We start from the raw sequence: 26,918 nt of genomic DNA on the forward strand, positions 1-26,918 counted from the left end.
TGAGAAAAAATGAATTTAATTAAAATATTTAAAGCATTAAGTGATCCAGCTCGTTTATGGATTATTCAAAGTTTAATACAAGATGCCCCTGGAGCTGAGAGGCATTGCACATCATTTGGGTTGCAATTAACAAAAGCTACTCGTTCACATCATTTCAAAATTTTAAGAGAGGCTGGACTCATATCTCAGGTAGATCGGGGGAATTGCTCTCTGGCAACTTTAAGAAGAAAAGAAATTGAAAAAGATTTTCCAGGCTTACTTGAGCTGATTTCTACTAAATGGAAACCCTCTGAAAAATTGTAGGAAGTATTTTCTCTAATATTTAAAAAAAGATTAAATTAACTTCCGCTATCCGCTCATTAAGTGACTTGTCCACGTTGACTAATAAACGCACCTTGCATGGGGTGATTACTGAGTTTAGTCAGTTATCAGTCAATATACCGGAGTTAATGAAACAGCCGCAGAAAATCACTTACAACGGCAATTTGATGTGGGTGATAAAAAGCAAATTGTTGTCGCGGATTTAACCTATATTCGAGTTAACCAACGTTGGAATTATTTATGTGTTTTAGTGAATTTATCCGATAGGCAGATTGTCGGTTATCATATTGGTAAACATAAAACGGCGAAGCTTGTCATGTCGGCATTAAGTCAAATTAAACAACCAACCATTATCGAGATTGAATTTATTTCATTCAGACCGAGGGTAAGAGTTTGATAATCGGTTGTTAGAGGCGTGTTTTAAGACATTTAATATCACGCATTCATTAAGCAAGAAAGGGTGTCCTTATGACAATGCAGTAGCGGAAGCGACATTTAAAACAATTAAAACCGAGTTTGTAAAAGGCCAACGTTTCAACTCAACAGCTGAGTTATAACGCGCTTTTTCGACTTATGCCTATTGGTATAATCAGAAACGATTACATTCTTCGTTAGGCTACTTGCCTCCCGTCGAATTAAAAAAACATTTACCCCCTTCATTTTTTGTTTGAAAATGTGTTGCCATTCCATTATTTATATTCTAAATATTAATTCCAAAGAAGTTGCTTCAACATCATTCGTGCGGTTTATCCCTATGTGCATAGGGAACAGTTTTTAGAATTAAAAGAGTTTCAGGTGAGGAGCGGTTTATCCCTATGTGCATAGGGAACAGACCAATTATAACATTTTGTTTTATAATTAAAATATTTTAGTTTAAATTTCTACCAACTTTTTTAATTATTCTTAAAATAACAATTATTTTATAAAACATTGTTTTTATTAAATTAATATTAAAAATAAAATAGAGAATATGGCGCTTTTTTTATTCTACCAATTAATCTTTAAATTTCTTATAGTTATAACATAGTTAGCAATAAAACAAGGTATTTCTTTATTAAAAAAAGCACAATTTTTGTTAAAAATATTCAGGAGTCTATACCGTTTCAACGTGAAATTATTTTAAATTTAATGAGTTAATAAATTTTATTGATGAAGAATAATATACTATTTAATGTATTTATTCCGATAATGGACGTGAATGTCAAGGCATAAGTAAACACCTATTTGTTAAAACAGGTAATAAACTATAATATCAATCAAAAAGTTACCAAACCAGCCTGCTCACAAACGACTGGCAAAGCGGAAAGAGTGATACGAACTTTGAATTGCGATGTGGCATCATCAGCCAATATTTAGCAATTCAAAAGATAGGCAACAAAACTTAAGCGATCTATTAACTATTATAATACCGTTAAACCGCATAAAGCGATTGCAGGAAAAACGCCTTATGCGTTTTTAAAGGATTATTTGAATCATGAAGTGTAAACAACTCGGCGTTTTCTTATTGCTAAATTATTACATCCCCAAAAACTTAGAAATTGTTTAGTATGAATTGTGGGCTAATTTTTTGAGTATCACTGAATTACTCTGTTCTATCTTGGAAAGTAAAATCACATTTAAACATTGATATAACTTGTTTTATAAATTCTAATGGACTAAGATCGATTTTATATTGGAGCGGGAAACGAGACTCGAACTTTATATGTAACCTGCTGTTATTAATGCATATTATTTACGCTATATAATTTGGTGTACTAGAAAGTGTACTAAATTTATAACGCTGTGAAATAATAACAGATACAGAGTAAAAAACAATATCTCAGATAAGTCTATCTTTTTAAGATTTTCGAATTAATACCATAAAGTAACTATTGTTATAATTTTTAAAACAGGTAAAATTTAGACAAAATAGCTATTTTAGCTAGAAAGGAGAAATAAAATGCCCACTAAAGTTCTAACCGCCTATGAGGTGAAAAACCGATTTGGTGAAGCTGTGCTTAGTGCACAAGCTTCACCTGTGACTGTCACTAAAAACGGTAAGCCCGTGTTAGTGATGATATCGATGGATGAATATCAGCTATTTGAAACGATGAAAAAGAACCATGTTGATGCACAAATCAAGCTAGGCTTAAAAGATATTGAAGAGGGTAGAGCAATTGATGCCGATACCTTCTTTAAGAATCTGTTAAAGGACTAATCGTGCTACCAATCAAAATTACTCAACATGCAGCCAAACAGCTAAAACATATTTATGAGTATTCCATAAAAAATTGGAGCCAAGAGAAAGCAAAAGAGTATATTTCCAATTTGCATAAAACTATCTCTTTGCTTGCTCAGTCGCCAAGTATTGCCATGCAATATGAAAAGGATATTTGCTATTTTCCCAGTCAAAGTCATATTATTTATTTTATTCAAGACAACAAGAAAATGATCGTTTTGACCGTGTTACATAAATCCTGTTTACCTAGTAATGATCCGATATTACAAAAATAATCAATACAGTTAAGCAGCGTCCGCTATTTTAAAATATTTTGTTAAACTCAATTAATCTGTTATCTTTATTACCGTTTTTTAAAACGCTGAGGTACTTCGATTAAATCCAGTAAAATATGTATATAATCACAATAAGCGCAATAGGTAAGAAAAAATTTTGATAGGTTAATTCGCCTTTTTTGCAAATAGTAGAATATATACGATTATATAAAAAGCCTGTATTATCAACTAATTTTTTTAGTAAAATAATCGATAAATACTTTAAGTTTCATTGAATTTTTATATGTTGAAGGATAAAGAAAACAAAACTCCCAAGTATTTCCTTTATTATACTCAGACAAAATTTCAACTAATTCTTTTCTCTTTAACTCTTCTTGTACAGAGAAACTAAAAAGTTGAACTATACCACCATCGTTTAAGGCTAAAAATTTAGTCGCTTGAATACTATCAAAGATTTGTATTTGGCTATTTTCAATATTGTCTTTACATATATTTTTATTCAAAAATGCCCATTGAAATCGTTTATTATTTTGACTAGAGCTAAAATTGATACATTTATGATTTATTAGTTCATCAGGACAAACAATCATGCCATTTTTTGTAAGATAATTTGGGCTAGCATATAATCCAGTTGTAGCGACAAACAAATTTTTTTTAATTAGAAATGCTTCTAGTCTTGTATTTTCTTGTATTAGCCTAACTGAGAGATCATATTCTTCAGCAACGAAGTCAATATTTCTATTAGTTACATGAAAATCAAGTTTTAAATTAGGATATTCTTCGGAAAAATTAGCTAGATAAGGAGATATTTTATAGTTAAAAAAGGTCTCTGGTACGCTTACTTTTAATTTACCCTCTATTGTATTTTTTTCAGTTTTAATAGAGTGTCCAGCATTAATTAGCATATCTAGTATTTCAGAGCATTTTTTATAATAGATACGCCCTTCCTGAGTCAGGTTGACTTGGCGTGTACTACGTGAGAACAAATCAAATCCGATTCTTTCTTCAAGTCTCTTAATAGAACGACTAACAGCAGCGGGAGTAATATTTAAGTATTCAGCAGTAACTGAAAAATTCTCATTTTCTGCTGCTACTAAAAATAACTCAAGGCTAGCGATATGCATAGTTTTAAACTTTTTTTTCATCGAATTGCTTTTATTTACGAAAAATAGCTACTATCGGAATATTTTATAATTTGGATTAATTGATCACAAGAAAAACTTCCTTGTAACCAACATAATGAATTACAAGGAATGTAAATACAATAGCTTATGCTACAAATTGCATCTTTCCGCCACCAAAAGACCAATTTATAGGCTCATTCTCTATTAAGCAAATAGCAACATCATCTATAGATATATCTAGTTGCCGAGATATTTGTTCCGCTATTTTGTAATACAATTGTAATTTACTTTGCTGTGTTCGCCCCTTATTCATTGTAATTTTGATAAAAATAAAGTTATTGCTATAACTAATATCCCAAAGTTGCTCGGGAGTGAGCTATATACAGTATCGGCGATGATTTTTCTTTTAGATTCAAAATTGTTATTTGTATAATAAATATCGATTAATGGTATATGTAATTCCTTATACTATTTTTTTTAAAATAAAAAATAATTGTTGCTCTTGATAAACTGGGTTATTAATTTGATGCTTTTCTATGAGGTGTATATGATCTACCAGATGGTGTTTTAAGCTCAAAGCCACCGTAAACATCAATTTATATTGCTCTTTAAGTTGTCTTTCAATATCTTGAAATTGACCTACAATAAATGAAAACTCATTCATGGCATCTGTGTTTCTAAGCATATAATTCTTGTATAGTACTAAATCAGCTATACATATCTCGTCAGATGTAAATGTTTCATATTTTTGCATCTCTCTAACCCTGTATTACGATCTATCTCAGCAATATGATGAATAGAAGTAACAACAAATAATATATTTTTCATCGAAGTGTTCCTTGTTTTAAAGTTAATGAATTTATTAATTTTATTAAGTGGGTTTTTTATTTCTTATTTTTAATTGATCTCATGAAAATATTATTAAGAATTAGTGCAATAATAGTGATTATCGCTCCTATAATTTCGGTATATGAAATGGTATGGCCTTGATAGATGCCAATAATAAAAGAAATGACAGGTACTAAATTTACAAAAAGAATACCATTGATAGCACCAAGACCATTGATACCAGCATTCCAAGTAATGATTACTAATGTTGTGGTAACAAGCACAAAAATATCAAATCCACTTGAGGTTAATGCATCCAAACTTGGAGGACTTGCAAAGCCTAAGAAAGACGCAGTTAAAGTAATTGCGATAATACTTATTACGCCAAGAGAAGAACTTAATGCGGTTACTCTTAATGCACTCCACTTGTATTTTGCAATTATCGTATTTGCAAAATAGGTATAAATAACCCAACAAGTTGTAGCGGCTAACAATAATAAATCACCAACAAAATTTGATGAGGCTATCAAATTATTGAAATCTCCATTTGTTATAACCAAAACAATTCCTACAAAAGCTAATACCGTGCATAAAATTGTTTTAATATTAGGTATATTGCGAGTAAGGATGGATGACAGAATAATTGATAACATTGGCATTAATGCTAATATAATTGTTGCATGTTCGGCAGAAGAAAAACCAATGCCGATAAAAGTAAGGAAGTTTAATCCGGCAAAACCTATCGTACCAAAAAACCATAACTGGAAAGTTTTTCCTTCCGTTTGATAACTTTTTTTGCCTTCTATAAGAAGCAGAACAGTGCTTACAAGCAGTGCACCAAGAACGTAGCGAATAAAAGTCAGATAGTAACCATCTATACCAGATGATACAGCATGTTTTGAGGCCGGATACATAATCCCCCAACCTAGCACTGTAATTAATAAATATAATGTGTATTTATAATTTTCTATTCTATTCTCTTTCATAAAAGCCAGCCTTGTTTTGCTTATTATTGTTCATTAACCTTTATAATATTTTTTTGAGAAAAGATCATTATTCTGCCTGTAATATCATTTATTACAGCAAGTAATAAATGATATTGCTTTGAACCTAAGCTTCTGATGCCGATCTTAATGCCGTGCGTCGCCTATTCGAATTGTTACTTAGATTTACTAAGGAAGATGTTCCTAGTTTTCAACTGATCGTTATAAAATATGCAAATCTAAGCGAACAATAGTTTCAGAATGCCTTAGTTGAAGAACCGTGGGCTAAACTACCTGTACTTGTTCCAGAAAATTGGTCACAAGAAAGAACCAGCTGATATACTTACAAAACTGAGCTTGTCTAATCTAATGATTTGCTCAGTGCTTATATTGTGCGGAAACTCATTATAATAATGTAAATTTTATTTGAATTTTGAAATAATTATTGTGTACTTGCAGATCGTTAAATAATTTATGCATGGATACAAAAAATATTCAATTCACTGTATGGGTTTGTTTCCAATCTAAAATAAATTAAAATGCTATATATACATCTAACCAACGTGTTTATCGTTATCCATTTTAATATTTTTGATAAATAATTTAAAAATAGTCATTAGATTCAAAAGTTACATCAGTTTTTAATGTATTTATATTTTATACGATAAAAAATATACCATCCCCTATAGCCCTCTATACTCAGCAATCAATTGTTTTATAACAGCTATCGGTAAAAATTAAAAATTGTGGAAAATAAATTGATAATTATCAATATAATCTATAAAAATAAATTGATCCTCGCCAAAATATTAGACAGTGCCCACCTCTATCATTTTTTCGTATTGGTAATATTGTTGTTCATATTGTTCAGGTGATACCCAGCCATTAGCTGAATGACGGCGTATCCGATTATAATAGATTTCAATATATTCAAATAGTGCTTTATTAGCCTGCTTCCTCGTTTTGTAGTAACAGTCATGAATAATATGTGTTTTGAGTGTATGAAAAAAACTTTCAACAACCGCATTATCAAAGCAGTTTCCTCTTCGACTCATGCTTTGCCTTAGTCCATATTGTAACAATAACTGCTTGAAATCAGCACTGCAATATTGGCTTCCTTGGTCACTATGAATGAGTACATTTTTAGGAAAATGACGCCGAAATAAGGCTTGTTTTAATGTATTACACACTAAATGACGGTCTATGTAGCGACTGGTTTGCCTAGCAATCACTTTTCGTCCATATAAATCGATAATCACCAACAAATATAACCAACCTTCACCCGTTTTAATATAAGTAATATCGGTTACCCATGTCGTATTCGGCTTATCAGGGTTAAATTGCCTATCTAACGTGTTGGGCGCAATATTGCGATGAGCAGTGTCTGTTTTATACTTGAATTTACGTTCTGCTTTACTCCGTAATCCTAATTGATGTATTAGATGAAACCTTTGTTCTTATAGAAAATGGAATGAACTATCCTTGCATATATTAAATTCATGATGAAGGTACTGCCACTACAATTCATCAAAATGAATGAGCCTATACAAATTTTTTCTGCATTTGAAGAAACTTTTATAGATATTTATAATGCGGAGTTTTTTAATGGTATCTATGATGATAGCGTATTTAAAAAATACAATATTCCATCCATCAATAAATTGCATGAAATATCCATAAAAGAAAGGCTGAATATTTGGCTGGTAGGATTGTAACTATCCCCTAAAATAGTACAGCAAAAAAGTAGAAAATTCTCTATGATAAAAGAAAAGGGGATTTAATTATGAAAAAAATGACTGAACATCAAATCGTAGCTATTTTAAAAGAAGCTGAAGCTGGTATTCCTGTCTAGGAGCACTGTCGTAAATTCTGGTGATTTTTTTGAGATACGAAACCTACTACGTTAAATTTAGTTTTTATTATACAAGGAGAATAAAGTGATAATTGCAGCCCTAAAGTTTAAAAAACCGATGCCTGAAATTCTTGCAAAACTGGACGAACATAATGTGTTTTTAGATAATTATTTCGCTCAAAATAAATTTTTGGCATCTGGACTTTTAGAGAGTAAAACAAGCGGTATAATTTTAGTAATGAGTGATTCGATTGAAGAAGCAAAAGATATTATGAAAAATGATCCTTTTTATATTTATGACCTCGTAGATTTTGACTACACGTTGTTTAATGCAACGAAATTATCGCCGAGTCTATCTTCAAAATAAATCGACTTTCTTAATTTAAAAGTATTCTTTGTTTACTCGAGATTTTTAACATACCTAAAGTCCTAAATAAATTGAATAATCGATCAGTTTTATCAATTGAAATAAAAAGGTGCTTTAAAAGCACCTCTGATTGCGGTACTGTCAAGTTAACTCATCATTGACGGCTTGTCTTGATAGCGGAATGACATAATCTGGAATAACGTGCCCGGCGTTGACTAAACGCTTAGATTGTTTAATTTCCCCTGCGGGGATCGTCCATACCTGATTATCTAAATCAAATTGTTCTGGTTTTGAAAACCTTAACTCACCTGGTCTAACCCCAGTTAATAACAACAACTTGAGTGCCAGTTTAGTTTGTATATCCCCCGGATAACGAGATAACGCTATTAAAAACCGAGGAATATCCTGCATCTCCAAGTGAGAGTTATTTTTTGGGGCTGGTTTAGGGAGAGCTAAAAAACCAATATCCGTGGTTGGATTGGTTTTGATTAACCCATCGAGCATGGCATGTCGGAAAATATCAATTAGCCAACATCGCAGCTTCTCAGCAATCGACAATGCACCACGTTTTACTTTACGTAACACTTGCTGAATATCTCTCAGGGTGATTTTCTCAATAGGAATAATGCCCAGTGTCGGTAATATATCTTTTTTAAAATAACGTTCAATTTAAGTTTTAGTCGAATTACGACGTTTAGGGCATCAATGCCCAACTTTTTAAATTTTAGGGCTTTTCATCTTGGGATAAACATTCCCAATGTCAATGAAGTGTTATGATGTGCTTCATATCCTTCTTCGTCCAAGATTTCCATTTTAGCTTGAGCAGCACGACGGTGCCCTGGACGGGGATCTGTTCCTTTGGCAATATCAGCGCGGTAATCATCACGCTTCAATCTTGCTTCTTTCAGTGACAGTTCTGGATAGGTGCCTAAAGAAATTCTCGGTTGTTTCCCTTGCCAACTGAATCGAAAGTGCCAATATTTACCGCCACAAGGGACGACACAAAGGCTTAAACCTTCATCATCATTGAGGGTATATCTTTTTTGTTTTGGTTTGGCATTACGAACGGCAATTTCAGTTAAAGCCATAATAAAACTCTCCTTTAGAAATCAAACTAAAAGGCAGAATTATTATATAAAATAAGAGGTTCGTTTAAAAGATAAAAGTGTACTATCCCGAACTCGAAGTGTACTAAATTTGAGTACCTGTGGGTATATTTGGGTACATCTCAGTATACGAAAAACAACTAAATATTAATTAAAAATCATTAAGTTGTATATTTTAGTACAGCTTTATACATCATGAATTGGAGCGGGAAACGAGGTTCGAACTCGCGACCCCGACCTTGGCAAGGTCGTGCTCTACCAACTGAGCTATTCCCGCGTAAGAGGTGTTTGTTTAATGGTGCCCGGGGCGAGACTTGAACTCGCACGGCCAAAAAGGCCGAGGGATTTTAAATCCCTTGTGTCTACCGATTTCACCACCCGGGCTCAAAACTGATTACTAAGAAGTAATTCGTTTTGAATGCAGTGCATTTTACCGATCTTATGATTTCAGTCAATAAAAATTTTAAATTAATCGTTTAATTGTTCAATGTTTGACTGATTATCACTTTAAATGCAGTATTTTGAATTTGAAAGGGGATGAGTAGTTTTGTTTATACGAACTTTTTGAACAAAACTACTCATATAAAAAAATGTTTAGATGGAAATATTAACTAAAAGTTATTCTTCTTCTAATAAATCGCTATGTGCTATCCATAAATATTGTAACATTGATAATAGCGTTAATACTGTTGCAATAAATAATGCTGCAAGACCTGCGTAAATAACAATGTCACAAGGGCGCCAAAGTAGCCAAGTTAGCGCTGTCATTTGTGCTATCGTTTTGATTTTACCAATTGACGAAACGGCTACATTGTTGCGTTTGCCGATTTCAGCCATCCATTCACGTAAGGCCGATACTATAATTTCGCGCGAAACGATAATAATTGCTGGGATTGAGATCCACCATGCTTGGTAATATTGGGTAATTAAAACTAGTGCAATTGTTACCATGATTTTGTCAGCGACTGGATCTAAAAATGCGCCAAATTTAGTTGTTTGACCTAAGCGACGGGCAAGATAGCCATCTAATACATCAGTCACGGCAGCAATTAAAAAAATCAATGCAGAAAAAAAACCAGACCATTTATAGGGAAACAAATAAAATGCCAACACAAAAAAAGGGATTAAAATAACTCGAAATAGTGTTAAGGCTGTTGGAAAATTAATTTTCATGTGACATAAACTCTTTTTTTATTTTATTAATCAATGTATTAGAGATTGATAAAAAACAGTCTTTTCTTAATGGTTATGTTGCCTGAAATATGTTATTTTTTCAATGTGTTATTGTTGTAAATTTAGATAAATTTTTTCAGCTAATGATTTTGATATACCTTGCACTTGAGCTATTTCGTCAATACTGGCACTTTTTAACTCTCTTAATCCGCCAAAATGTTTGAGTAGCGCTTGACGTCTTTTGGCACCAATGCCTTCAATATGCTCTAATGCACTGTCAGTAAGTTGCTTTGTCCCTTTTTTGCGTTGACCTACGATAGCATGATCATGTGATGCATTTCTAATTTGTTGAATGAGCAATAGTGCAGGGGAATGGTCATCAAGGTAATATCCCGTACCATGAGCTTCAAAAAAGAGGGTTTCTAATCCTTCTTTGCGCTCAGCTCCTTTAGCTACACCAATTAAAATAGGGTGATTTTTGTTCCAATTGACATCCAATTGTTCAAATACTTGTAGAGCTTGGTTAAGTTGTCCTTTACCGCCATCAATAAAAATAATATCAGGCACTTTTTCAGTTGGTAGCTCTTTTTTATTGTAACGGCGAGTTAATACTTGTTCCATTGCTGCATAATCGTCACCAGGTGTAATACCGGTAATATTGTAGCGTCGAAACTCAGATTTAATCGGTCCCTTATCATCAAACACAACACAAGATGCAATGGTATTTTTACCCATAAAATGGCTAATATCAAAACATTCCATTCGATTAATTTTGTCAATCCCCAAAAAGGCTTTCAATGCATCGTAACGTTGTTTAATTGTTGAGTTTGCTAGTAGTTTATTTTTAACCCCAGTTTGAGCATTCACAGTTGCAATATTGAGTAATTTAAGATTATCACCTTTGGGTTCATCAACCAGTTTAACTTGATGCTCAGCAATAAGTGACAGTGTCTCTTCCATTGGTTGTTTATCAGACAACGAAAAATTAAGTAAAATCTTTTTAGGGATATTTCTATTTTGATTGCCTTGCAAATAAAATTGTCCCAAAAAGGTTTCAATAACTTCTTCTAGTTCAGTATTCGATGGCACTTTAGGAAAATAAGAGCGATGTCCAAAGGTTTGACCATTTCGAATAAATAAGACATATATACAAGCCAAGCCTGATTCATAATGGAAACCAATGACATCAAGATTATCATTATTATTATATATAGCTTGTTTTTCATTAATATGTTTTATTGCTTGTAGTTGATCACGCAAAACCGCAGCCTTTTCAAAATTGAGCTCTTTACTGGCTTTTTGCATATCTTCGGTTATTTTTTGTAGTATTTGATCTGATTGACCGGATAAAAATAACCTAACATAGTTAACTTGCTCTAAATAGTCTTCATCACTGACTAAATCTGGAACACAAGGACCTAAACAACGTTTAATTTGATATTGCAAACAGGGACGAGTTCGATTTCGATAGGTTGTATTTAAACACTGTCTTATCGGAAACGTTTTTTGCAATAGTGTTAATATCTGTTTAACTGCATAACCACTAGGATAAGGACCAAAAAATTCATCTTTTTTACGATTAATTGCTCCACGATAAAGGGATAGTTGAGGATGCCTCTCTTTGCTTAGTTTTATAAACGGGTAGCTTTTATCATCCTTTAAAAGCACATTATATCGTGGCTGATGTTTTTTGATGTATGTCTGTTCAAGTAGCAGGGCTTCAGTTTCAGTATTGGTAATTGTAAATTCAACATGATGGATATGGCTAACAAGCATATCTGTTTTTAGTGTTTTTTTACTGCTATTAAAATAGCTTTTTAAGCGATTATTGAGATCTTTGGCTTTGCCCACATAAATAATCGTCTCTTTATCATTAAACATCTGATAAATTCCCGGTTTATGTGGGACTGTTTTCAAAAAGGAGGTTGAATCAAATTGGCTCATATTAGTTTTCGAATGTGAGGGCTTTTTTCTCTATAATTCTCATAATGGTGCTCAGTAAGCCATTTATCAAGAGGTATATTAGCCCAGCAACCACAAAAATAGAAAAATCATAGTAATCACCATTTAATTGATTACTATATCCCATAATATCCATCACTTGAATCATTGATACTAAGGCCGTGCCTTTAATCACAAAAATGACTTCATTTGAATAAGTTGAAAGAGCTCGTTTTAATGCATATGGCATGATAACTTTTAATGTTTGTTTTTTATTCATACCAAGCGCTTGACAAGCTTGCCATTGTCCTTGAGGTAAAGATTTTAGTGCACCATAAAAAATTTGTGTTGTGTAAGCTGCACTATTTAGTGTTAAGGCTAAGTATGCACAAAACCAAGATGATGAAATAAGTTCATAAAGGGCAGGCATTTTACTTAACGTATCACTAAATTGCGAAGGTCCGTAATAAATTAAAAATAGTTGGACAAGCAGTGGTGAACCCGTAAATATAATAATATAAGTACGAATAACTTTAGTTAATACATTTGAATTTAATGATAATAAACATGCTAAGACGATTGCCAGTAATCCTGCCGATAGAATTCCCAAAATACCTAAGCTTAAAGTATTAGGTAGACCTTGTAGTATGATTTTAAGGTAATAAATAAAATTATCAGACATAATACGACCTTATTAACTTTTTGCTGATGTTGGTTGTTCAAAATAAGTTGAACGTTTTTCAATTCGTGATATTACTTTTTTGCTTAAAATAGAGATGATGAGATAAATAATCATTGCGATGATATACCATAAAAAAGGTTGATTTGTTCGGGCAATAATGGTTTTAGTTTGCATCATTAAATCATTAATTGCGATGGTCGAAACTAGTGCGGTATCTTTTAACAAAATTAACCACTGATTACTTAATCCAGGTAAGGCATGACGCCACATTTGTGGCATTATAATACGGAAGAATGTGCGTGATTTACTAAGTCCAAGCACTTGGGCTGCTTGTCTTTGTCCGTTGGGAATTGCCTTGAATGCACCACGAAGCGTTTGTGATGCATAGACTGCGTACAAAAGTGAAAGTGCAGCAACACCACATAAAAATGGGTTAATATTAAAGTCTTGAATATCTAGCTGTATTGTCAATGAGGTAAAGTAAAGATTAACTGTAAAACCATCATTTATTAATATGAGCAATAAGGGTAATCCATTATAAATGGCGACAACAATTAATAGTTCAGGTAAAGCTCGAATCGTTAAATTAAATAGAGACATTAACCATGCAACTGGTTTGAATGGAGCTGATTCTAATAGCGTAAAAATAAAGGCAAAAAACATTCCTACAACTAACGATACCAAAGCTAATGATAATGTAATTAATGTAGCTTGCATTAGTGGCAAGATATATCCATCCATCAAAGATAGAATCCAGTTTATTCCATTTGTTAGAAAGTCTGACATAAAAAAACCGTTGTTAAATTAAAAAATAAACTCGCCGCAAAATATGCGGCGAGATCATAGCGAAGTCGAGTTTTACTGTTTAATAATTATTTATTAAACCATTTTTTATAAATAACATCTAATTCACCATTTGCTTTGAGTTTATCCAGAGCTTGGTTAAATTGATTTAGTAATTGATCATTGCCTTTACGAACTGCAATACCTAAACCTTCACCAAAAAATTCATGATCAGTGATTTTATCACTTAATGGTACAATATCAGAATCTTTACCTAGCCACTCACCAGCAACAATTGAACTTGATACGATTGCATCAATTCGTTTGGCTTTTAAATCTAAAAAAGCAAATTGATAACTATCGTAACTAACTTGTTTAATATCAGGGAATTTTTCATTTAGATATTTTGGATAAGTTGTTCCTTTTTGAACACCTACAGTTTTACCTTTTAATTGTTCAAGGTCAGTCAATGTATCTTTTAATGTAATGAATTGAATTGAGCTATCATCATAATAAATTTTGGTAAAATCAACTTGCTTTTGACGTTCTGGTGTAATATCAATTCCAGCTATAGCTGCATCAATTCGACGAGTTTTTAAACTAGGAATTAAGCCATCAAATGATTGATTGACAACTTTGCAAGAAGCTTTTATTTCATCACAAATTTTATTAATCACATCAATATCGAAACCAATGATTTCATTTTTTTCATCAGTAAATTCAAAAGGCGCATAAGTTGCTTCTGTGCCAATTGTTAAAGTGTCTGTTGCTTGAGCTACAAACGCTGTTCCTGCAAGAAAAATGGCTAGTAACGTTTTTTTCATATATCCACCTAAATTTATTTTAATTAATGTGACAAATAAGCTTTAAACTCTTCAGTTTGAGGATGAGCAAAACACTCCAGTTGTCCTTGTTCAATAATTTTACCGTGCTCCATATAAATGACTTGCGAAGCAACTTTATGTGCAAAATCGACTTCATGCGTAACGATAATTTGCGTAATACCTGTTTCAGAAAGTTCATTAATAATTTCAGCTATTTGTGATGTAATTGCTGGATCTAATGCAGCCGTTGGTTCATCAAATAATAATATTTTAGGTTCCATCATTAATGCTCTAGCAATAGCGACACGTTGCTGTTGACCGCCTGAAAGATGAAGAGGATAACGCTTTGCCATATCATCAATTTGTAATCTGTTTAAAATAGCCATTGCTTTATCGCTAGCTTCTTTTTTAGATAACTTTAATATTTGGCAAGGTGCTTCAATCAAGTTTTCTAGCACCGTCAAATGTGGCCATAAATTGTAGTTTTGAAACACCATTCCTACATTTTTACGAAGATGACGAATTGTTGATTCACTGATTTTTTCAGAAAAATCAAAATGTGAATTGGCGATAGTCATCTGTCCAGATGTCGGTATTTCAAGTAAATTAAAAACTTTTAATAAAGAGCTTTTTCCAGCACCACTCTGACCAAGTAATACAATAGTCTCACCAAGTGGATAGCAGAGAGAAATATCATTTAAGGCCTGATGTTTACCATAAAAACAGTTAATATGGTTTAATTCAATATTCATTGTTAGTCATACATTTTTTTGATGCGATAATTGATTAAATATTACATTTTTTTGCATAATAATGCAATCTAATTTATTAGACTATAAGTTTTTTTGCTCTGTTTTTATGCTTAAACACAACTTTCTTGAAATTTTTTTTACAAAATTTTTCTTTCTAAGAATGTTTATTGAACAGTAGAAAGAATCGGAATTACGGGACCAAGGTATTTAGGTTCTTTTTTTAGAACGTAAAGATCAATAAAAGCGCCAACGCGAGCAAACATTTCACGAATGCGAACTAGCTTCATGCTTTTAGGAGAAGGTACGGCAAAACATTGTGCTTGTATGCCTTGTGCAAGAGCAATAAAAATGGCTCGTTCACAATGAAATTCTTGAGTGATGATAGTAAAATCATTTGCATCAAAAACTTTATTCGCTCGAATAATTGAATCAAAAGTACGGAATCCTGCATAATCTAAAACAATTGAATCACTAGGAATACCTGCTTTGACTAAGTCCTTTTTCATGGTGATGGGTTCGTTGTAACTTAAAAGAGCGTTATCGCCACTTAGTAATAGATAATCAACTTTATTTTGCCAATAAAGATTGATTGCACCATCAATACGATTGCGATAAAAATCATTTAAACCACCACCTCGAACATATTTTGATGTGCCAAGAACAACACCAATCGCTCGATAGGGGAGTTTGTTTTCATCATGGTAAATATAAGGTGCAGTTTTATAACTGATCCAATAATCTAAACTGACAATTGCAATCATCGAAATTAAGCTGAAACTAGCAATACAAGCAATAAGCTTTTTTAATTTCATGCTAAAACCAGTTAAAAATAAGTACCATTATTGGAAATAAAAACGGAGCTGTCAACGATGTCATGACACCACATAAAACTAATGATAACGAACTATACGCACCTTCATTATAATCCACCTCAATACAACGAGCAGTACCAACTGCGTGTGATACAGCGCCAATAGATAATCCTCTTGCAGGTGCTGACTTTATTTTTGCTAAATTTAATATCTGGTGCCCAAATATACCACCTAGTGTACCAACAAATATTACACATAATGCAGCTATTGATGGAACACCACCTTGGCTACCTGCAATTGTGACCGCAATGGCTGTAGTAACTGATTTTGGTAGTACTGATGCAGCAATTTCGATATTTCCTCCTAACCAAAATACAATACAAACACCAGTTATCATTGATGCAAGTGAAGCGGTAAATGTAATAATCATTATTGATTTCCATCGCGCTTTAATTTGTGGAATAAGTTCATATAAAGGATAGGCTAAGGCAACAACAGAATAAGGTAATAACTCATTAATGATTTGTACGTTACGGACGTATTTGGTGTAATTCGTTTTAGTTATTAGCAAAATTGGGATTAGAACAATAACCGTAATTACTAAGGGATTAAATAGCGGATTTTTTATTTTAAACGACATTCTTCGAACAATGAGAAAAACACAAAGCGTTAATGGCAACATCCATATCATGGCTGATTATCCTCATTTTTTTGTGATTCAATTGAATTTTGGGGGACTGTTTTATGAAAATATTCTGTTAAAAAAGCGGTAAAAAGTAATACGATAAGAGTACCACCAACACAGCCAAATATAATTGGAATCCAATTTTGCAATAAAAGAGAATAATTATCCATAATCCCCATAGCAGCAGGAACAAAAAGTAATGTCATATAGCGCATAAAAAGATTACAACTATTTTTAATCCAACAAGTTGGGATTAACTGAAAAGCTAATAAAAAAAATAGGATTAGTAGTCCAATAATACTGCCAGGAATCATTATTGGTAATAATTTAGAAATTATATTACCCGCCCATAAACAGAGAGTTAAAACGAGTAAACCTCGACCATAACTAAAAGCAGTATAGTAGAAAGAATAAAGTCGATGTTTGATTGTGGCGTGCTTAGCTAAAAAATGTTTCATTATGTAAATGCTAATTATCTTAATCTTTAATTATGATGATTATGCCTACGTTAGAGTAGACTATATTTGTCTATATGATACGCCCGCGAAGATTAATTATCCAACTAAATAATGGCAATAGTTATAAAGTTCTTTAATTATTGCTAATTTTTTGGGGTTTTGAATATAAGTTTCTGCAAGTTGTTCTAATGTTAATAAGTAATCTTGTATTTTTGATGTATTGAGTTTATCACGACAATAATCTAGCCAGATTATTTGTTCTTGTTCTGTTAGTGTTTGTGGATAATTCCGTGCTTTGTATCTAAAAAATAGGGTTGCTAAGCGAGGGTCATCAAACGTTGGCGATAAAGTATCTAATAAATTAATTGGTGTTGTTCTAATCTTTTCACAACGTAAATTATCTTGTTTATTTAAAAAGCCAGCATATATTTGAGAATCAACATCAGAATGATGTGAGTAATTATCATCTATTATGAATAATTCTCTCATTTTATTTTGTAATATTTTTTGGTGCTGAAATAATTGTTGTTGATTGATCAAACAGTGGTTTACATCAAAATTAAACCTTTTTGCATTTTCAGGTAGTAGTGTTTTTATCGGGGCAACAATAGGGCATTTATTAATATGAATTAGTTTTAAAGGAATTCGTGATTCATTAAGCTCAAGATCTTCTGTTTTGGTATAAAGCTTTTCTTTAATTCTTTCTACAGGCAAATCAATAATTGAATTGATATCACCAGTTAAATCACAAACAATTACGGCGTTATTTTGTAATGGATGCCAAGCTATAGGGCAAACTAATGACATATTACCGCGATAGCTACCAAGCATACCCGATACGTGAACAATGGGTGTCATATTAACGGTATCAATAAGTTCTGCTACTTTATTTTTATTGCGTAATGTAAAAAAATAATTGAAAAGCTTAGGTTGTTTTTCTTTTACTAATTTGGCCATTGCAATAGTTGCATAAACATCAGACATCGCATCATGCGCATGTTCGTGCTCGATATTGTTTGCTTTTGATAAATGTTCTAAACGAAAGCTTGGTAGATTTTCATCATTGATTGGCCAATTAATTCCTTCTGGTCTTAGTGCATAACAAGCTCGAACTACATCAAGAAGATCCCATCTAGAATTTCCATTTTTCCAACTATAAGCGTAAGGATCATAAAAATTACGATATAAAATATTACGTGTTACTTCATCGTCAAAACGAATGTTGTTATACCCTAAAATACAGGTATTGGGCACACTAAATTCTTGATGGATTAGGCGAGTAAATTCTGCTTCACAAACACCTTTTTGATTGGCTTCTTGCGGGGTAATTCCTGTAATTAGTGCTGCTTCTGGGTTAGGCAAATAATCTTGGGCTTGTGAACAATATATAATTAATGGTTCTTTAATAATATTAAAATCTTTATCAGTTCGGACGCCAGCAAACTGTGCTGGCCTATCTAAAGAAGGGTTAACGCCAAAAGTCTCATAATCGTGGAAGTAAAAAGTCTGTTGTTCTTGATCGTTTTTCATTGTGTGATTTCGCTCGTAATTATTTTACTCTATTCCAGAAGCTATTATGTTTATTCTTGAACACAGATATGGTACTAAGGAGATTTTACCTGAATATTCGATTTTAGAAGACCTTACTTTATTTTTTACTAGTTGATAGGCACGCTTTCGATAATATTTGCCAGCTTTTCAAGTGTTAGTCTTAAAAATTTGGGCATGGTTTCTAATTCAATTGAGTCCATAAGGTTTTTTACATAAAGTCCCAATTCAGTATCTCCTTCAACAATTAAGCGGCGTTGAAAAAATAGGGTATCGGGATCTTGACGTCTAGTTGCTATCATAATTAAATCATTAGCATTAGCGATAAAGCTCACATCAGAAATTTCTTCTCGACTAACAACTAGTTTATTTCCGATCAGGCTTACAAACCAGATAAGTCCTAGATCTGTAACTTCAATTTTAAGCCAACGATTTTCTAAAAAATCAAGATCACCATCTTCTAGGGAATGTTCAAATTGTAAACGTAATAATTGTTCTATGGCTTGTTTTTTGATACTAAAAGGAATGCACCGCAAGGTAAGCCCCAAAACATGGGGCGCATTATTGACAAACTGTGAATGAATCTTGCTTAAGATTTGTTTTTTTTCTCCAATCATTTATGCATCCCCAGAAATCATTTTCTCATAAATATCCAAATCGGTATTTAAATGTTCAAAAACCTCTTCACTAACCTCATTACGAACTTTCATTTGTAAAAGAGCAGTACGTTCTGCACCTATAGCAACTAAACGCATACGTCTTTCTAAATTTTCTGCTTCAAGAGCTTTTTGTTCTAAATCTTTAAGACCGGTTCTACGCCTTAGCGAACCGATAACACGTGAGCCGACTTCATGAATAATTTCTTGATCTACTCGGTCTTCAGCTGTTTCTTGCAACAAATTATTTTGCATTTTTTCCAGGCTTACAATTGCCTCTTCAGCCATATGACCTTTTACAGTTAAAATTTCATTGGTTTGTTCTGAATTATCTAAAATAACACTACCTCTTAATAAGATAGGCAATATAATTACTGCAACAACCAATGAAATTAAAATAATACCGGTTGCAATAAAAACAAGCTGATAACGACCGCCAATTGTCATTGGAATAGACAATACACCAGCTAAAGTGATGGCACCTCGAACTCCAGCAAATGTTGAAATAAGCAGGTCTCGGTTTGAATAGGATCTGAATGCAAGAGGTCGTTTGGTTCCAAATGGCATTATAGGCATATGCTTCATTGCCCATAACCAAGCAAATCGAGTTCCCATTAATACTGCAAAAACAAATAGAACAATTAAACATAATTGCCATACTTCAATCGAGGTATCGATCTGATTTTCAGCAAAAGTATTGTGAAGAATACTTGGTAATTGAATACCTAATAACACGAATACAAAACCATTAAAGACAAACGTTAACATTGACCATGTACTATCTGATTGTAAACGCGCAGTTAAAGGAGCATTTCGCATCATACCAGAATGATTAACCGTCATACCTGCACTTACTGCAGCCAAAATACCAGAACAATGACATTCCTCAGCAATAATATAAGCGGCAAACGGAAGTAAGAATAATAATACGATTTGGATTGCAGGGTCATTGTGAGTCAGTTGATTTATTTTACGCAAAATACGTGCATATAACCAAGTAAATAAAACGCCAATAGCCAAGCCACCAATAGCAACTATAAAAAATTGTACGCTAATATCAAAGATGTTAAATACTGCATCACCAACTGCAATAGCAATAGCAAAATTCAAAGATACCAAACCTGAAGCATCATTCATTAATGCTTCACCTTCAATGATTTCCATCTTTTCTTTTTCAATACGCCCTTTACCAACAATTCCACTTAATGCAACAGCATCAGTTGGAGATAACACCGCAGCTAAAGCTAAACCTGCAGCTAATTCAACATTTGGTAATATCCAATGAAGAATATAACCTAATGCTATAATAGAGATAACAACTAAAACTAAAGCCAATCCGACAATTTCTCTACCATTGTATATGAAATCTTTTACTGATGTTTTGCGTCCATCAGCAAAAAGTAAAGGCGGAATAAATAAAACAAGAAATAGTTTTGGATCAAATTCTACATAAACGTTAAACGCCGCCAATATGCAACCTAATAATATTTGCATTAATGGTAGTGGAATTTGAATTGGTAACATTTTAACAACGACACCAGAAAGTGATACAATTAACACTAGAAGTAAAATTATTGAAAAAAGTTCCATAGCTTGTCTTTTATTTATCCTATAATCCTATTGTTTGCATTGATTATATCGGATCTTTAGTTAAATTTCAGGTGAAAATTTCATAGAATTATTTAAATTTTGGTCAAATGCAATTATTAATCAAAAAATAGTGATGTAATTAAAAGGCATTTTGAATGGAAAATTGGCAAAGAGCATTTATACTACATACCCGATCTTATACAGAAAGCAGTTTATTAGCCGATCTTTTTGTTGAAAATGTCGGAAAGGTAACAGTATTAGCAAAAGGAGCTAGAAGAAAGAGTTCAGCATTGAAAGGCATGTTACAACCTTTTACTCCACTCATTGTACAATACTCAGGCCAAGGTGAAATAAAAACATTGCGGCAAGTTGAAGCTATGTCGCTGGCATTGCCGTTGGTATCTGTTTTTTTATATAGCGCATTTTATTTAAATGAATTATTACATCGAGTTTTAGTTGCAGAAACTGAAATACCAACTCTTTTTGATGACTATTTAAAAAGTTTACAACAACTAGCTCAACAAGTACCAGCTGAAAATGTATTGCGAACATTTGAATTATCGTTATTAGAAAATTTAGGTTATCACATTGATTTTTTCCATTGTTATATTACTGGTGATGATGTTGTCAAATCTATGTATTATCAATATCAATCAGAAAAAGGTTTTATGAGCAGTTTATTGCAAAATAGTACTAGTTTTACAGGTGAACAAGTTTTGGCTTTAGGAAAACGTCAATTTAATAATGAAAATACGTTAAAAGCAGCTAAGCGTTTTACTAGAATGGCTTTAAAGCCTTATGTAGGGTCTAAACCTTTTAAAAGTAGAGAGTTATTTCTAAAAATTTAGGATCTTAAATTATTAAAAATAACTTTTAGTTAAACTTTATTAGAAACTTGATTAATTAATATATCAAGCTGATTTGCAAATTTTTCTCGGTCTTTATTGGTAAACATAGTTGGGCCTTTAGACTGTATACCACTGGCACGCATAGTTTCCATAAAATCTCGCATAGTTAATCGTTCTTTAATTGTATCAAGCGTATACTTTTCACCTCTAGGCGTAAGTACGAAAGCACCTTTATTTAAAACATCGGAAGCAAGCGGAATGTCAGATGTAATAACTAAATCATTTGTTTTGACTAACTCAATAATTTTATTGTCTGCAATATCAAATCCTTTTTCAACTTGTAAAGTTTTAATATAAGGTGAGAAAGGGATTGTTAATCGCTGGTTAGCAATCAATGTTGTATAAATTGCTTTGCGATTAGCTACACGATATAAAATTTCTTTAATTGGAGAAGGGCATGCATCAGCATCAATCCAAATATTCATAGCAACTATATCTATATTATTAATAGCTAGCAATTATAACTATTATTCTAAAAAACAACTATTTATTTTTATCGAATGTTTAAATGAATATGCTTTTTAGTTTATTTTTTGAATTTATTTAGAGTGATATAATAGTTATTTTTCTATTCAAAATCCTGATGAAAAGTGGTAGTATATCGGACCAATTTATTTAGTACGCAAGTGCGCTTTCGTGTGGCGCACCACTGTTATAAGGATTTATTATGCCAATTATTACTCTTCCTGATGGAAGTCAACGCCAATTTGATAAACCCGTTACCGTTTTAGAAGTTGCACAAAGTATTGGTGCAGGGCTGGCAAAAGCTTGTATAGCTGGGCGTGTAAATGGTGAGCGTAAAGATGCCTGTGATGTTATTGATCAAGACGCAACATTAGCCATCATTACCGCTAAAGATGAAGATGGACTTGAAATTATTCGCCATTCTTGTGCTCATTTATTAGGTCATGCTATTAAACAGCTATGGCCTGATACACAAATGGCAATCGGTCCAACAATTGATAATGGCTTTTACTATGATGTTGATTTAGAGCGCTCTCTAACGCAGGAGGATCTTGATGCATTAGAAAAACGGATGCATGAATTGGCTAAAAAAGATTATGAAGTAAAGAAAGAAATAGTTAGTTGGGAACAAGCTCGAGAAGTATTTTGGGAGCGACGTGAACCATATAAAATTGCTATCTTGGATGAGAATATCTCTAAAGATTCAAAACCAGCTCTTTATCACCATGAAGAATATATTGATATGTGTCGTGGACCTCATGTACCTAATATGCGTTTTTGCCACCATTTTAAATTGCAAAAAGTTGCAGGTGCTTATTGGCGTGGTAATAGTGACAATAAAATGTTACAACGTATTTATGGGACAGCATGGGTAGATAAAAAACAACTTGATAGCTATCTACAATTTTTAGAAGAAGCGGCTAAACGTGATCACCGTAAAATAGGTAAACAGCTCGATCTTTATCATATGCAAGAAGAAGCACCGGGTATGGTGTTTTGGCATAATGATGGATGGATTATTTTCCGTGAACTAGAGGTTTTTGTTCGTACAAAATTGAAAGAGTACGATTATCAGGAAGTAAAAGGTCCATTTATGATGGATCGTGTTTTGTGGGAAAAAACAGGACATTGGGGTAATTATAAAGAGTTAATGTTTGTCACTTCATCTGAAAATCGTGAATATTGCATTAAACCAATGAACTGCCCAGGACACGTGCAAATTTTTAATCAAGGTTTAAAATCTTATCGTGATTTACCATTACGTATGGCGGAATTTGGTAGTTGTCATCGAAACGAGCCATCAGGATCTTTACACGGATTAATGCGTGTTCGAGGTTTTACCCAAGATGATGCACATATTTTCTGTACTGAGGACCAAATTCGCAGTGAAGTAAACAGCTGTATCAAAATGGTTTATGATACTTATAGTACTTTCGGCTTTAATGATATTACTGTTAAGTTATCTACTCGCCCTGAAAAACGCATTGGTAAAGATGAAACATGGGATCTTGCAGAAAAAGATTTGGCTGAATGTTTAACAGAAAATGGTATTGAATTTGAATATCTACCTGGTGAAGGTGCCTTTTATGGTCCAAAAATCGAGTTTACCCTACATGACTGTTTAGGTCGCGCATGGCAATGTGGTACAGTTCAGCTAGACTTTATGCTGCCAGAACGTTTAGATGCAACTTATGTTGGTGAAGACAACGAACGTCATGTTCCAGTTATGATTCATAGAGCTATTTTAGGTTCAATGGAGCGCTTTATGGGAATTTTAACAGAGAACTGTGCAGGATTTTTCCCTACATGGCTTGCTCCATTGCAAGTTGCAGTAATTAATATTACCGATAATCAAGCTGAATATGCAAAACAATTAACCGCACAACTACAAAAAGTTGGGATTAGAGCAAAAGCGGACTTGAGAAATGAAAAAATAGGGTTTAAAATTCGCGAGCATACTCTTAAACGTGTTCCTTATATGTTTGTTTGTGGAGACAAGGAAATGGAATCAGGAACAATTTCAGTTCGAACTCGTCAAGGTAAAGATCTTGGTAGCTTTGAAGTGAAACATGTTATAGAATTGTTGCTTAACGAAATTCATAGTCGTTCATTAGAACAAATGAATTAATGATAAATTAATTTGGAGGAATGAGATATTAAAGTCAGTAAACGAATTCAGTCAACACGAGCACATAAGATCAACGATGAAATTACCGCTCGTGAGGTGAGATTAACCGGCGTCGATGGTGAGCAGCTCGGTATAGTAAGCTTAGATGAAGCTTTAAAACAAGCTGAAGAAGCAACTTTAGATTTAGTTGAAATAAGCCCTAATGCAGAGCCACCTGTTTGTCGAATTATGGATTATGGCAAGTTCCTCTATGAAAAGAGTAAAGCAACAAAAGAACAGAAGAAAAAGCAAAAGGTTGTTCAGGTTAAGGAAATTAAGTTCCGACCTGGTACAGACGAAGGCGACTATCAGGTAAAACTCCGCAGCCTGATTCGCTTTCTTGAAGATGGCGATAAAGCCAAGGTCACACTACGTTTTCGTGGTCGTGAAATGGCTCACCAACAGTTAGGTTCTGAAATGCTTGATCGCATTAAAGAAGATTTAGCTGATTTGGCGATAATTGAATCTTATCCAACTAAGATTGAAGGCCGCCAAATGATCATGGTGCTTGCGCCGAAGAAAAAGTAATGGTTCTACAAGTGAATTTTTAATTTATTGAAAATTACACCATTATTTTATTTTTATTAACAATGCGAAGTGGAAATTAATAAAATGCCTAAAATTAAAACTGTAAGAGGCGCAGCAAAGCGCTTTAAAAAAACAGCTTCTGGCGGCTTTAAGCATAAACAAGCTAACAAAAGCCATATCTTAACTAAAAAATCAACCAAACGTAAACGTCATTTACGTGGTTTGACAACTGTGTCAAAAGGCGATTTAGGTTTAGTTACTGCGTGTGTTCCATACGCTTAATTCATGGTTAATTATTTAGAGGATATAGTTTATGGCTCGTGTTAAACGTGGTGTTATTGCTCGTGCACGTCACAAGAAAATTTTAAAACAAGCAAAAGGTTATTATGGTGCTCGTTCACGTGTATATCGTGTTGCATTCCAAGCTGTAATCAAAGCTGGACAATATGCTTACCGTGACCGTCGTCAACGTAAGCGTCAATTCCGTCAATTATGGATTGTACGTATCAATGCTGCAGCACGTCAATGTGGTCTTTCATATAGTCGTTTTATCAATGGTCTAAAGAAAGCTTCAATTGAAATAGATCGTAAGATTCTTGCTGATATTGCTGTATTTGACAAAAATGCATTTGCTGCATTAGTCGAAAAAGCTAAAGCTGCACTGTAATAAGCTTTATAAGAGCCGAGTTATCTCGGCTTTTATCATTTTAAGTTTTAATTTTTTATTATAAAGAGTAATTTGATTATGAATTTAGTTATTTTTTGTTTGTTTTTTGGCTTCTTTAGTAATACTAATTCGTGAGGCAAAGAAAAAACAAAAAATGATTATAAAAGCCTCAAAGAGAGGCTTTTTTTATGTAATGAACAATAAGCAGGAGAACTGTATGTCTCAATTAGTTGAACTGGTAAATAATGCCAAATCCGCTATTGAAAGTGCTAATGACATTAATACGATCGAACAAATTCGTGTAGAATATTTTGGTAAAAAAGGCTATTTTACAATACAAATGGCTTCATTACGTGATGTTCCTGCCGATGAACGTCCAGCTGTCGGTCAAAAAATCAATGATGCAAAACAAGAAGTCATTGAAATATTAAATCAAAAGCGCAATCTTTTAGAGCGTCAGGCTCTTGATGCAAAACTAGCTAATGAAACAATTGATATTACGTTACCAGGAAAGTCACTTGAATTAGGTGGACTACATCCAGTCACAAAAACAATTAATCGATTAGTCGACTTCTTTGGTGAACTTGGTTTTGTTGTTGAAACTGGTCCAGAAATTGAAGATGACTACCATAATTTTGATGCACTGAATATTCCTGCTCACCATCCTGCCCGTGCTGATCACGATACATTTTGGTTTGACGCAAAACGACTATTAAGAACACAAACCTCAACCGTACAAATTCGCACAATGGAAAATCAAAAACCTCCAATCCGAATCATAGCTCCAGGAAGAACTTATCGTAATGATTACGATCAAACTCACACGCCAATGTTTCACCAAATGGAAGGTTTACTAGTTGATAAAAATATCAGTTTTACTCATTTAAAAGGGCTATTACACGATTTTTTACATTGCTTCTTTGAAGATGATATGGAAATCCGTTTTAGACCCGGTTATTTTCCATTTACAGAACCTTCAGCTGAAGTTGATATTAAAGCTAAAAATGGCAAATGGTTAGAAGTACTAGGTTGCGGAATGGTTCATCCTAATGTACTACGTAATGTGGGTATTGATCCTGAAGTATATGGTGGTTTTGCTTTTGGGATGGGGATAGAACGATTAACTATGTTACGTTACGGTGTCACTGATTTACGTTCTTTTTTTGAAAATGATTTACGTTTTTTAAAACAATTTAATTAATTCT

The 26,918-nt window shown here is 33.0% G+C and carries 32 protein-coding genes, 2 tRNA genes and 2 pseudogenes; 14 read left to right on the plus strand and 22 right to left on the minus strand.

Annotation, left to right across the window (positions count from 1 at the left end; all coding sequences use genetic code 11):
• The first annotated feature begins 9 nt into the window (after positions 1-9).
• The 5 genes and pseudogenes from GYX25_RS03345 to GYX25_RS03360 all read left to right on the plus strand — a co-directional run bounded on the left by GYX25_RS03345 (position 10) and on the right by GYX25_RS03360 (position 2,814).
• Positions 10-303, plus strand: a complete 294-nt coding sequence (locus tag GYX25_RS03345; protein ID WP_085246540.1) for an ArsR/SmtB family transcription factor — start codon at positions 10-12, stop codon at positions 301-303.
• Positions 304-490: 187 nt separating this feature from the next.
• Entirely contained in the window at positions 491-718 is a 228-nt protein-coding gene (locus tag GYX25_RS03350; protein ID WP_174786723.1) for a hypothetical protein, read from the plus strand.
• 184 nt (positions 719-902) lie between these two features.
• Positions 903-992: pseudogene (locus GYX25_RS11380) on the plus strand (hypothetical protein); the annotation flags it as partial.
• Positions 993-2,260: 1,268 nt separating this feature from the next.
• On the plus strand, positions 2,261-2,518 hold the full coding sequence (locus GYX25_RS03355; protein WP_174786724.1) for a type II toxin-antitoxin system prevent-host-death family antitoxin: 258 nt from the start codon (positions 2,261-2,263) through the stop codon (positions 2,516-2,518).
• Positions 2,519-2,520: 2 nt separating this feature from the next.
• Positions 2,521-2,814, plus strand: a complete 294-nt coding sequence (locus GYX25_RS03360) for a type II toxin-antitoxin system RelE/ParE family toxin (RefSeq protein WP_174786725.1) — start codon at positions 2,521-2,523, stop codon at positions 2,812-2,814.
• 224 nt (positions 2,815-3,038) lie between these two features.
• Here GYX25_RS03360 and GYX25_RS03365 read toward each other — a convergent pair whose 3' ends face one another.
• The 4 genes from GYX25_RS03365 to GYX25_RS03380 all read right to left on the minus strand — a co-directional run bounded on the left by GYX25_RS03365 (position 3,039) and on the right by GYX25_RS03380 (position 5,752).
• Complete coding sequence (locus tag GYX25_RS03365) at positions 3,039-3,959, minus strand: LysR family transcriptional regulator (protein WP_174786726.1); 921 nt, start codon at positions 3,957-3,959, stop codon at positions 3,039-3,041.
• Positions 3,960-4,083: 124 nt separating this feature from the next.
• Positions 4,084-4,290: a tautomerase family protein gene (locus tag GYX25_RS11385; protein WP_446718909.1), complete on the minus strand. Its 207-nt coding sequence runs from the start codon at positions 4,288-4,290 to the stop codon at positions 4,084-4,086.
• Positions 4,291-4,401: 111 nt separating this feature from the next.
• Positions 4,402-4,692: a hypothetical protein gene (locus tag GYX25_RS03375; RefSeq protein WP_091346850.1), complete on the minus strand. Its 291-nt coding sequence runs from the start codon at positions 4,690-4,692 to the stop codon at positions 4,402-4,404.
• 130 nt (positions 4,693-4,822) lie between these two features.
• Positions 4,823-5,752 (minus strand): DMT family transporter, encoded by a 930-nt coding sequence (locus tag GYX25_RS03380; RefSeq protein ID WP_091346852.1) that lies wholly within the window; start codon positions 5,750-5,752, stop codon positions 4,823-4,825.
• Between the two features lie 131 nt (positions 5,753-5,883).
• Here GYX25_RS03380 and GYX25_RS11390 point away from each other — a divergent pair.
• Positions 5,884-6,087 (plus strand): annotated as a pseudogene (locus tag GYX25_RS11390) (DUF3732 domain-containing protein); the annotation flags it as partial.
• 471 nt (positions 6,088-6,558) lie between these two features.
• On the opposite strand, the gene GYX25_RS11155 reads toward GYX25_RS11390, so the two are convergent.
• The gene (locus GYX25_RS11155) at positions 6,559-7,188 is read right to left on the minus strand and encodes an IS3 family transposase (protein ID WP_174787029.1); all 630 of its coding nucleotides are present in this window, start codon (positions 7,186-7,188) and stop codon (positions 6,559-6,561) included.
• A 60-nt stretch (positions 7,189-7,248) separates the two neighbouring features.
• Between GYX25_RS11155 and GYX25_RS11160 the strand changes: the two genes are divergently transcribed.
• On the plus strand, positions 7,249-7,464 hold the full coding sequence (locus GYX25_RS11160) for a hypothetical protein (protein ID WP_238785958.1): 216 nt from the start codon (positions 7,249-7,251) through the stop codon (positions 7,462-7,464).
• A gap of 222 nt (positions 7,465-7,686) precedes the next feature.
• The gene (locus GYX25_RS03390; protein WP_065586252.1) at positions 7,687-7,968 is read left to right on the plus strand and encodes a YciI family protein; all 282 of its coding nucleotides are present in this window, start codon (positions 7,687-7,689) and stop codon (positions 7,966-7,968) included.
• Between the two features lie 141 nt (positions 7,969-8,109).
• Here the strand turns inward: GYX25_RS03390 and GYX25_RS11315 are convergent, their stop codons facing one another.
• The 16 genes from GYX25_RS11315 to GYX25_RS03470 all read right to left on the minus strand — a co-directional run bounded on the left by GYX25_RS11315 (position 8,110) and on the right by GYX25_RS03470 (position 20,978).
• Complete coding sequence (locus GYX25_RS11315) at positions 8,110-8,637, minus strand: tyrosine-type recombinase/integrase (protein ID WP_446718910.1); 528 nt, start codon at positions 8,635-8,637, stop codon at positions 8,110-8,112.
• A 65-nt stretch (positions 8,638-8,702) separates the two neighbouring features.
• The gene (locus tag GYX25_RS03400; protein WP_085248691.1) at positions 8,703-9,056 is read right to left on the minus strand and encodes an Arm DNA-binding domain-containing protein; all 354 of its coding nucleotides are present in this window, start codon (positions 9,054-9,056) and stop codon (positions 8,703-8,705) included.
• A 219-nt stretch (positions 9,057-9,275) separates the two neighbouring features.
• Positions 9,276-9,351 (minus strand) — tRNA-Gly (locus GYX25_RS03405).
• Between the two features lie 19 nt (positions 9,352-9,370).
• Positions 9,371-9,458 (minus strand) — tRNA-Leu (locus GYX25_RS03410).
• A 234-nt stretch (positions 9,459-9,692) separates the two neighbouring features.
• Positions 9,693-10,247 (minus strand): CDP-diacylglycerol--glycerol-3-phosphate 3-phosphatidyltransferase, encoded by a 555-nt coding sequence (pgsA, locus tag GYX25_RS03415; protein WP_174786729.1) that lies wholly within the window; start codon positions 10,245-10,247, stop codon positions 9,693-9,695.
• 108 nt (positions 10,248-10,355) lie between these two features.
• Entirely contained in the window at positions 10,356-12,191 is a 1,836-nt protein-coding gene (gene uvrC / locus GYX25_RS03420) for an excinuclease ABC subunit UvrC (RefSeq protein WP_174786730.1), read from the minus strand.
• A gap of 1 nt (position 12,192) precedes the next feature.
• Positions 12,193-12,870, minus strand: a complete 678-nt coding sequence (artM, locus tag GYX25_RS03425) for an arginine ABC transporter permease ArtM (RefSeq protein WP_174786731.1) — start codon at positions 12,868-12,870, stop codon at positions 12,193-12,195.
• 12 nt (positions 12,871-12,882) lie between these two features.
• The gene (gene artQ, locus GYX25_RS03430) at positions 12,883-13,611 is read right to left on the minus strand and encodes an arginine ABC transporter permease ArtQ (protein ID WP_174787030.1); all 729 of its coding nucleotides are present in this window, start codon (positions 13,609-13,611) and stop codon (positions 12,883-12,885) included.
• A gap of 131 nt (positions 13,612-13,742) precedes the next feature.
• Complete coding sequence (locus GYX25_RS03435; protein WP_091346866.1) at positions 13,743-14,477, minus strand: transporter substrate-binding domain-containing protein; 735 nt, start codon at positions 14,475-14,477, stop codon at positions 13,743-13,745.
• Positions 14,478-14,500: 23 nt separating this feature from the next.
• On the minus strand, positions 14,501-15,229 hold the full coding sequence (gene artP, locus GYX25_RS03440; RefSeq protein ID WP_091346868.1) for an arginine ABC transporter ATP-binding protein ArtP: 729 nt from the start codon (positions 15,227-15,229) through the stop codon (positions 14,501-14,503).
• Between the two features lie 164 nt (positions 15,230-15,393).
• Positions 15,394-16,041 (minus strand): ElyC/SanA/YdcF family protein, encoded by a 648-nt coding sequence (locus GYX25_RS03445; protein ID WP_091346871.1) that lies wholly within the window; start codon positions 16,039-16,041, stop codon positions 15,394-15,396.
• A gap of 1 nt (position 16,042) precedes the next feature.
• Entirely contained in the window at positions 16,043-16,732 is a 690-nt protein-coding gene (locus tag GYX25_RS03450; RefSeq protein ID WP_160402281.1) for a CidB/LrgB family autolysis modulator, read from the minus strand.
• The gene (locus tag GYX25_RS03455) at positions 16,729-17,184 is read right to left on the minus strand and encodes a CidA/LrgA family protein (protein ID WP_091346875.1); all 456 of its coding nucleotides are present in this window, start codon (positions 17,182-17,184) and stop codon (positions 16,729-16,731) included. Before GYX25_RS03455 ends, GYX25_RS03450 begins: the two co-directional genes overlap by 4 nt.
• Before the next feature lie 96 nt (positions 17,185-17,280).
• Entirely contained in the window at positions 17,281-18,714 is a 1,434-nt protein-coding gene (gene sbcB / locus GYX25_RS03460) for an exodeoxyribonuclease I (RefSeq protein ID WP_174786732.1), read from the minus strand.
• A 128-nt stretch (positions 18,715-18,842) separates the two neighbouring features.
• Entirely contained in the window at positions 18,843-19,328 is a 486-nt protein-coding gene (ubiT, locus tag GYX25_RS03465; protein WP_174787031.1) for a ubiquinone anaerobic biosynthesis accessory factor UbiT, read from the minus strand.
• Between the two features lie 21 nt (positions 19,329-19,349).
• Positions 19,350-20,978 (minus strand): Na+/H+ antiporter, encoded by a 1,629-nt coding sequence (locus tag GYX25_RS03470; RefSeq protein WP_091346879.1) that lies wholly within the window; start codon positions 20,976-20,978, stop codon positions 19,350-19,352.
• A gap of 155 nt (positions 20,979-21,133) precedes the next feature.
• Between GYX25_RS03470 and recO the strand changes: the two genes are divergently transcribed.
• Positions 21,134-21,826: a DNA repair protein RecO gene (gene recO / locus GYX25_RS03475; protein WP_091346881.1), complete on the plus strand. Its 693-nt coding sequence runs from the start codon at positions 21,134-21,136 to the stop codon at positions 21,824-21,826.
• A gap of 29 nt (positions 21,827-21,855) precedes the next feature.
• Here the strand turns inward: recO and GYX25_RS03480 are convergent, their stop codons facing one another.
• Positions 21,856-22,311, minus strand: coding sequence for a YaiI/YqxD family protein (locus GYX25_RS03480; protein WP_091346884.1), 456 nt, complete (start codon positions 22,309-22,311; stop codon positions 21,856-21,858).
• Positions 22,312-22,553: 242 nt separating this feature from the next.
• Between GYX25_RS03480 and thrS the strand changes: the two genes are divergently transcribed.
• The 5 genes from thrS (at position 22,554) to pheS (ending at position 26,914) form a co-directional block, all read left to right on the plus strand.
• Positions 22,554-24,479, plus strand: coding sequence for a threonine--tRNA ligase (gene thrS, locus GYX25_RS03485; protein ID WP_174786733.1), 1,926 nt, complete (start codon positions 22,554-22,556; stop codon positions 24,477-24,479).
• Positions 24,480-24,506: 27 nt separating this feature from the next.
• Positions 24,507-25,046: a translation initiation factor IF-3 gene (infC, locus tag GYX25_RS03490; protein ID WP_065587350.1), complete on the plus strand. Its 540-nt coding sequence runs from the start codon at positions 24,507-24,509 to the stop codon at positions 25,044-25,046.
• Between the two features lie 84 nt (positions 25,047-25,130).
• A complete protein-coding gene (gene rpmI / locus GYX25_RS03495; RefSeq protein WP_025315575.1) occupies positions 25,131-25,328 on the plus strand; it encodes a 50S ribosomal protein L35 in 198 nt (65 codons plus the stop codon).
• Between the two features lie 31 nt (positions 25,329-25,359).
• Positions 25,360-25,713, plus strand: a complete 354-nt coding sequence (rplT, locus tag GYX25_RS03500) for a 50S ribosomal protein L20 (protein WP_024496189.1) — start codon at positions 25,360-25,362, stop codon at positions 25,711-25,713.
• 217 nt (positions 25,714-25,930) lie between these two features.
• On the plus strand, positions 25,931-26,914 hold the full coding sequence (pheS, locus tag GYX25_RS03505; protein ID WP_174786734.1) for a phenylalanine--tRNA ligase subunit alpha: 984 nt from the start codon (positions 25,931-25,933) through the stop codon (positions 26,912-26,914).
• Positions 26,915-26,918 lie beyond the last annotated feature (4 nt).

Source organism: Gilliamella sp. ESL0254 (assembly GCF_013344985.1).
GTDB classification, from domain to species: Bacteria; Pseudomonadota; Gammaproteobacteria; order Enterobacterales; family Orbaceae; genus Gilliamella; species Gilliamella bombicola.

Excerpts from the sequence above, each read along its gene's own strand:
- GYX25_RS03345 (WP_085246540.1), top strand. The coding sequence starts at position 10 with ATGAATTTAATTAAAATATTTAAAGCATTAAGTGATCCAGCTCGTTTA.
- GYX25_RS03355 (WP_174786724.1), top strand. The coding sequence starts at position 2,261 with ATGCCCACTAAAGTTCTAACCGCCTATGAGGTGAAAAACCGATTTGGT.
- GYX25_RS03365 (WP_174786726.1), bottom strand. The coding sequence starts at position 3,959 with ATGAAAAAAAAGTTTAAAACTATGCATATCGCTAGCCTTGAGTTATTT.
- GYX25_RS03375 (WP_091346850.1), bottom strand. The coding sequence starts at position 4,692 with ATGCAAAAATATGAAACATTTACATCTGACGAGATATGTATAGCTGAT.
- GYX25_RS03380 (WP_091346852.1), bottom strand. The coding sequence starts at position 5,752 with ATGAAAGAGAATAGAATAGAAAATTATAAATACACATTATATTTATTA.
- GYX25_RS11160 (WP_238785958.1), top strand. The coding sequence starts at position 7,249 with ATGATGAAGGTACTGCCACTACAATTCATCAAAATGAATGAGCCTATA.
- GYX25_RS03400 (WP_085248691.1), bottom strand. The coding sequence starts at position 9,056 with ATGGCTTTAACTGAAATTGCCGTTCGTAATGCCAAACCAAAACAAAAA.
- pgsA (WP_174786729.1), bottom strand. The coding sequence starts at position 10,247 with ATGAAAATTAATTTTCCAACAGCCTTAACACTATTTCGAGTTATTTTA.
- uvrC (WP_174786730.1), bottom strand. The coding sequence starts at position 12,191 with ATGAGCCAATTTGATTCAACCTCCTTTTTGAAAACAGTCCCACATAAA.
- artM (WP_174786731.1), bottom strand. The coding sequence starts at position 12,870 with ATGTCTGATAATTTTATTTATTACCTTAAAATCATACTACAAGGTCTA.
- artQ (WP_174787030.1), bottom strand. The coding sequence starts at position 13,611 with ATGGATGGATATATCTTGCCACTAATGCAAGCTACATTAATTACATTA.
- GYX25_RS03435 (WP_091346866.1), bottom strand. The coding sequence starts at position 14,477 with ATGAAAAAAACGTTACTAGCCATTTTTCTTGCAGGAACAGCGTTTGTA.
- artP (WP_091346868.1), bottom strand. The coding sequence starts at position 15,229 with ATGAATATTGAATTAAACCATATTAACTGTTTTTATGGTAAACATCAG.
- GYX25_RS03445 (WP_091346871.1), bottom strand. The coding sequence starts at position 16,041 with ATGAAATTAAAAAAGCTTATTGCTTGTATTGCTAGTTTCAGCTTAATT.
- GYX25_RS03450 (WP_160402281.1), bottom strand. The coding sequence starts at position 16,732 with ATGATATGGATGTTGCCATTAACGCTTTGTGTTTTTCTCATTGTTCGA.
- GYX25_RS03455 (WP_091346875.1), bottom strand. The coding sequence starts at position 17,184 with ATGAAACATTTTTTAGCTAAGCACGCCACAATCAAACATCGACTTTAT.
- sbcB (WP_174786732.1), bottom strand. The coding sequence starts at position 18,714 with ATGAAAAACGATCAAGAACAACAGACTTTTTACTTCCACGATTATGAG.
- GYX25_RS03470 (WP_091346879.1), bottom strand. The coding sequence starts at position 20,978 with ATGGAACTTTTTTCAATAATTTTACTTCTAGTGTTAATTGTATCACTT.
- recO (WP_091346881.1), top strand. The coding sequence starts at position 21,134 with ATGGAAAATTGGCAAAGAGCATTTATACTACATACCCGATCTTATACA.
- GYX25_RS03480 (WP_091346884.1), bottom strand. The coding sequence starts at position 22,311 with ATGAATATTTGGATTGATGCTGATGCATGCCCTTCTCCAATTAAAGAA.
- thrS (WP_174786733.1), top strand. The coding sequence starts at position 22,554 with ATGCCAATTATTACTCTTCCTGATGGAAGTCAACGCCAATTTGATAAA.
- rpmI (WP_025315575.1), top strand. The coding sequence starts at position 25,131 with ATGCCTAAAATTAAAACTGTAAGAGGCGCAGCAAAGCGCTTTAAAAAA.
- rplT (WP_024496189.1), top strand. The coding sequence starts at position 25,360 with ATGGCTCGTGTTAAACGTGGTGTTATTGCTCGTGCACGTCACAAGAAA.
- pheS (WP_174786734.1), top strand. The coding sequence starts at position 25,931 with ATGTCTCAATTAGTTGAACTGGTAAATAATGCCAAATCCGCTATTGAA.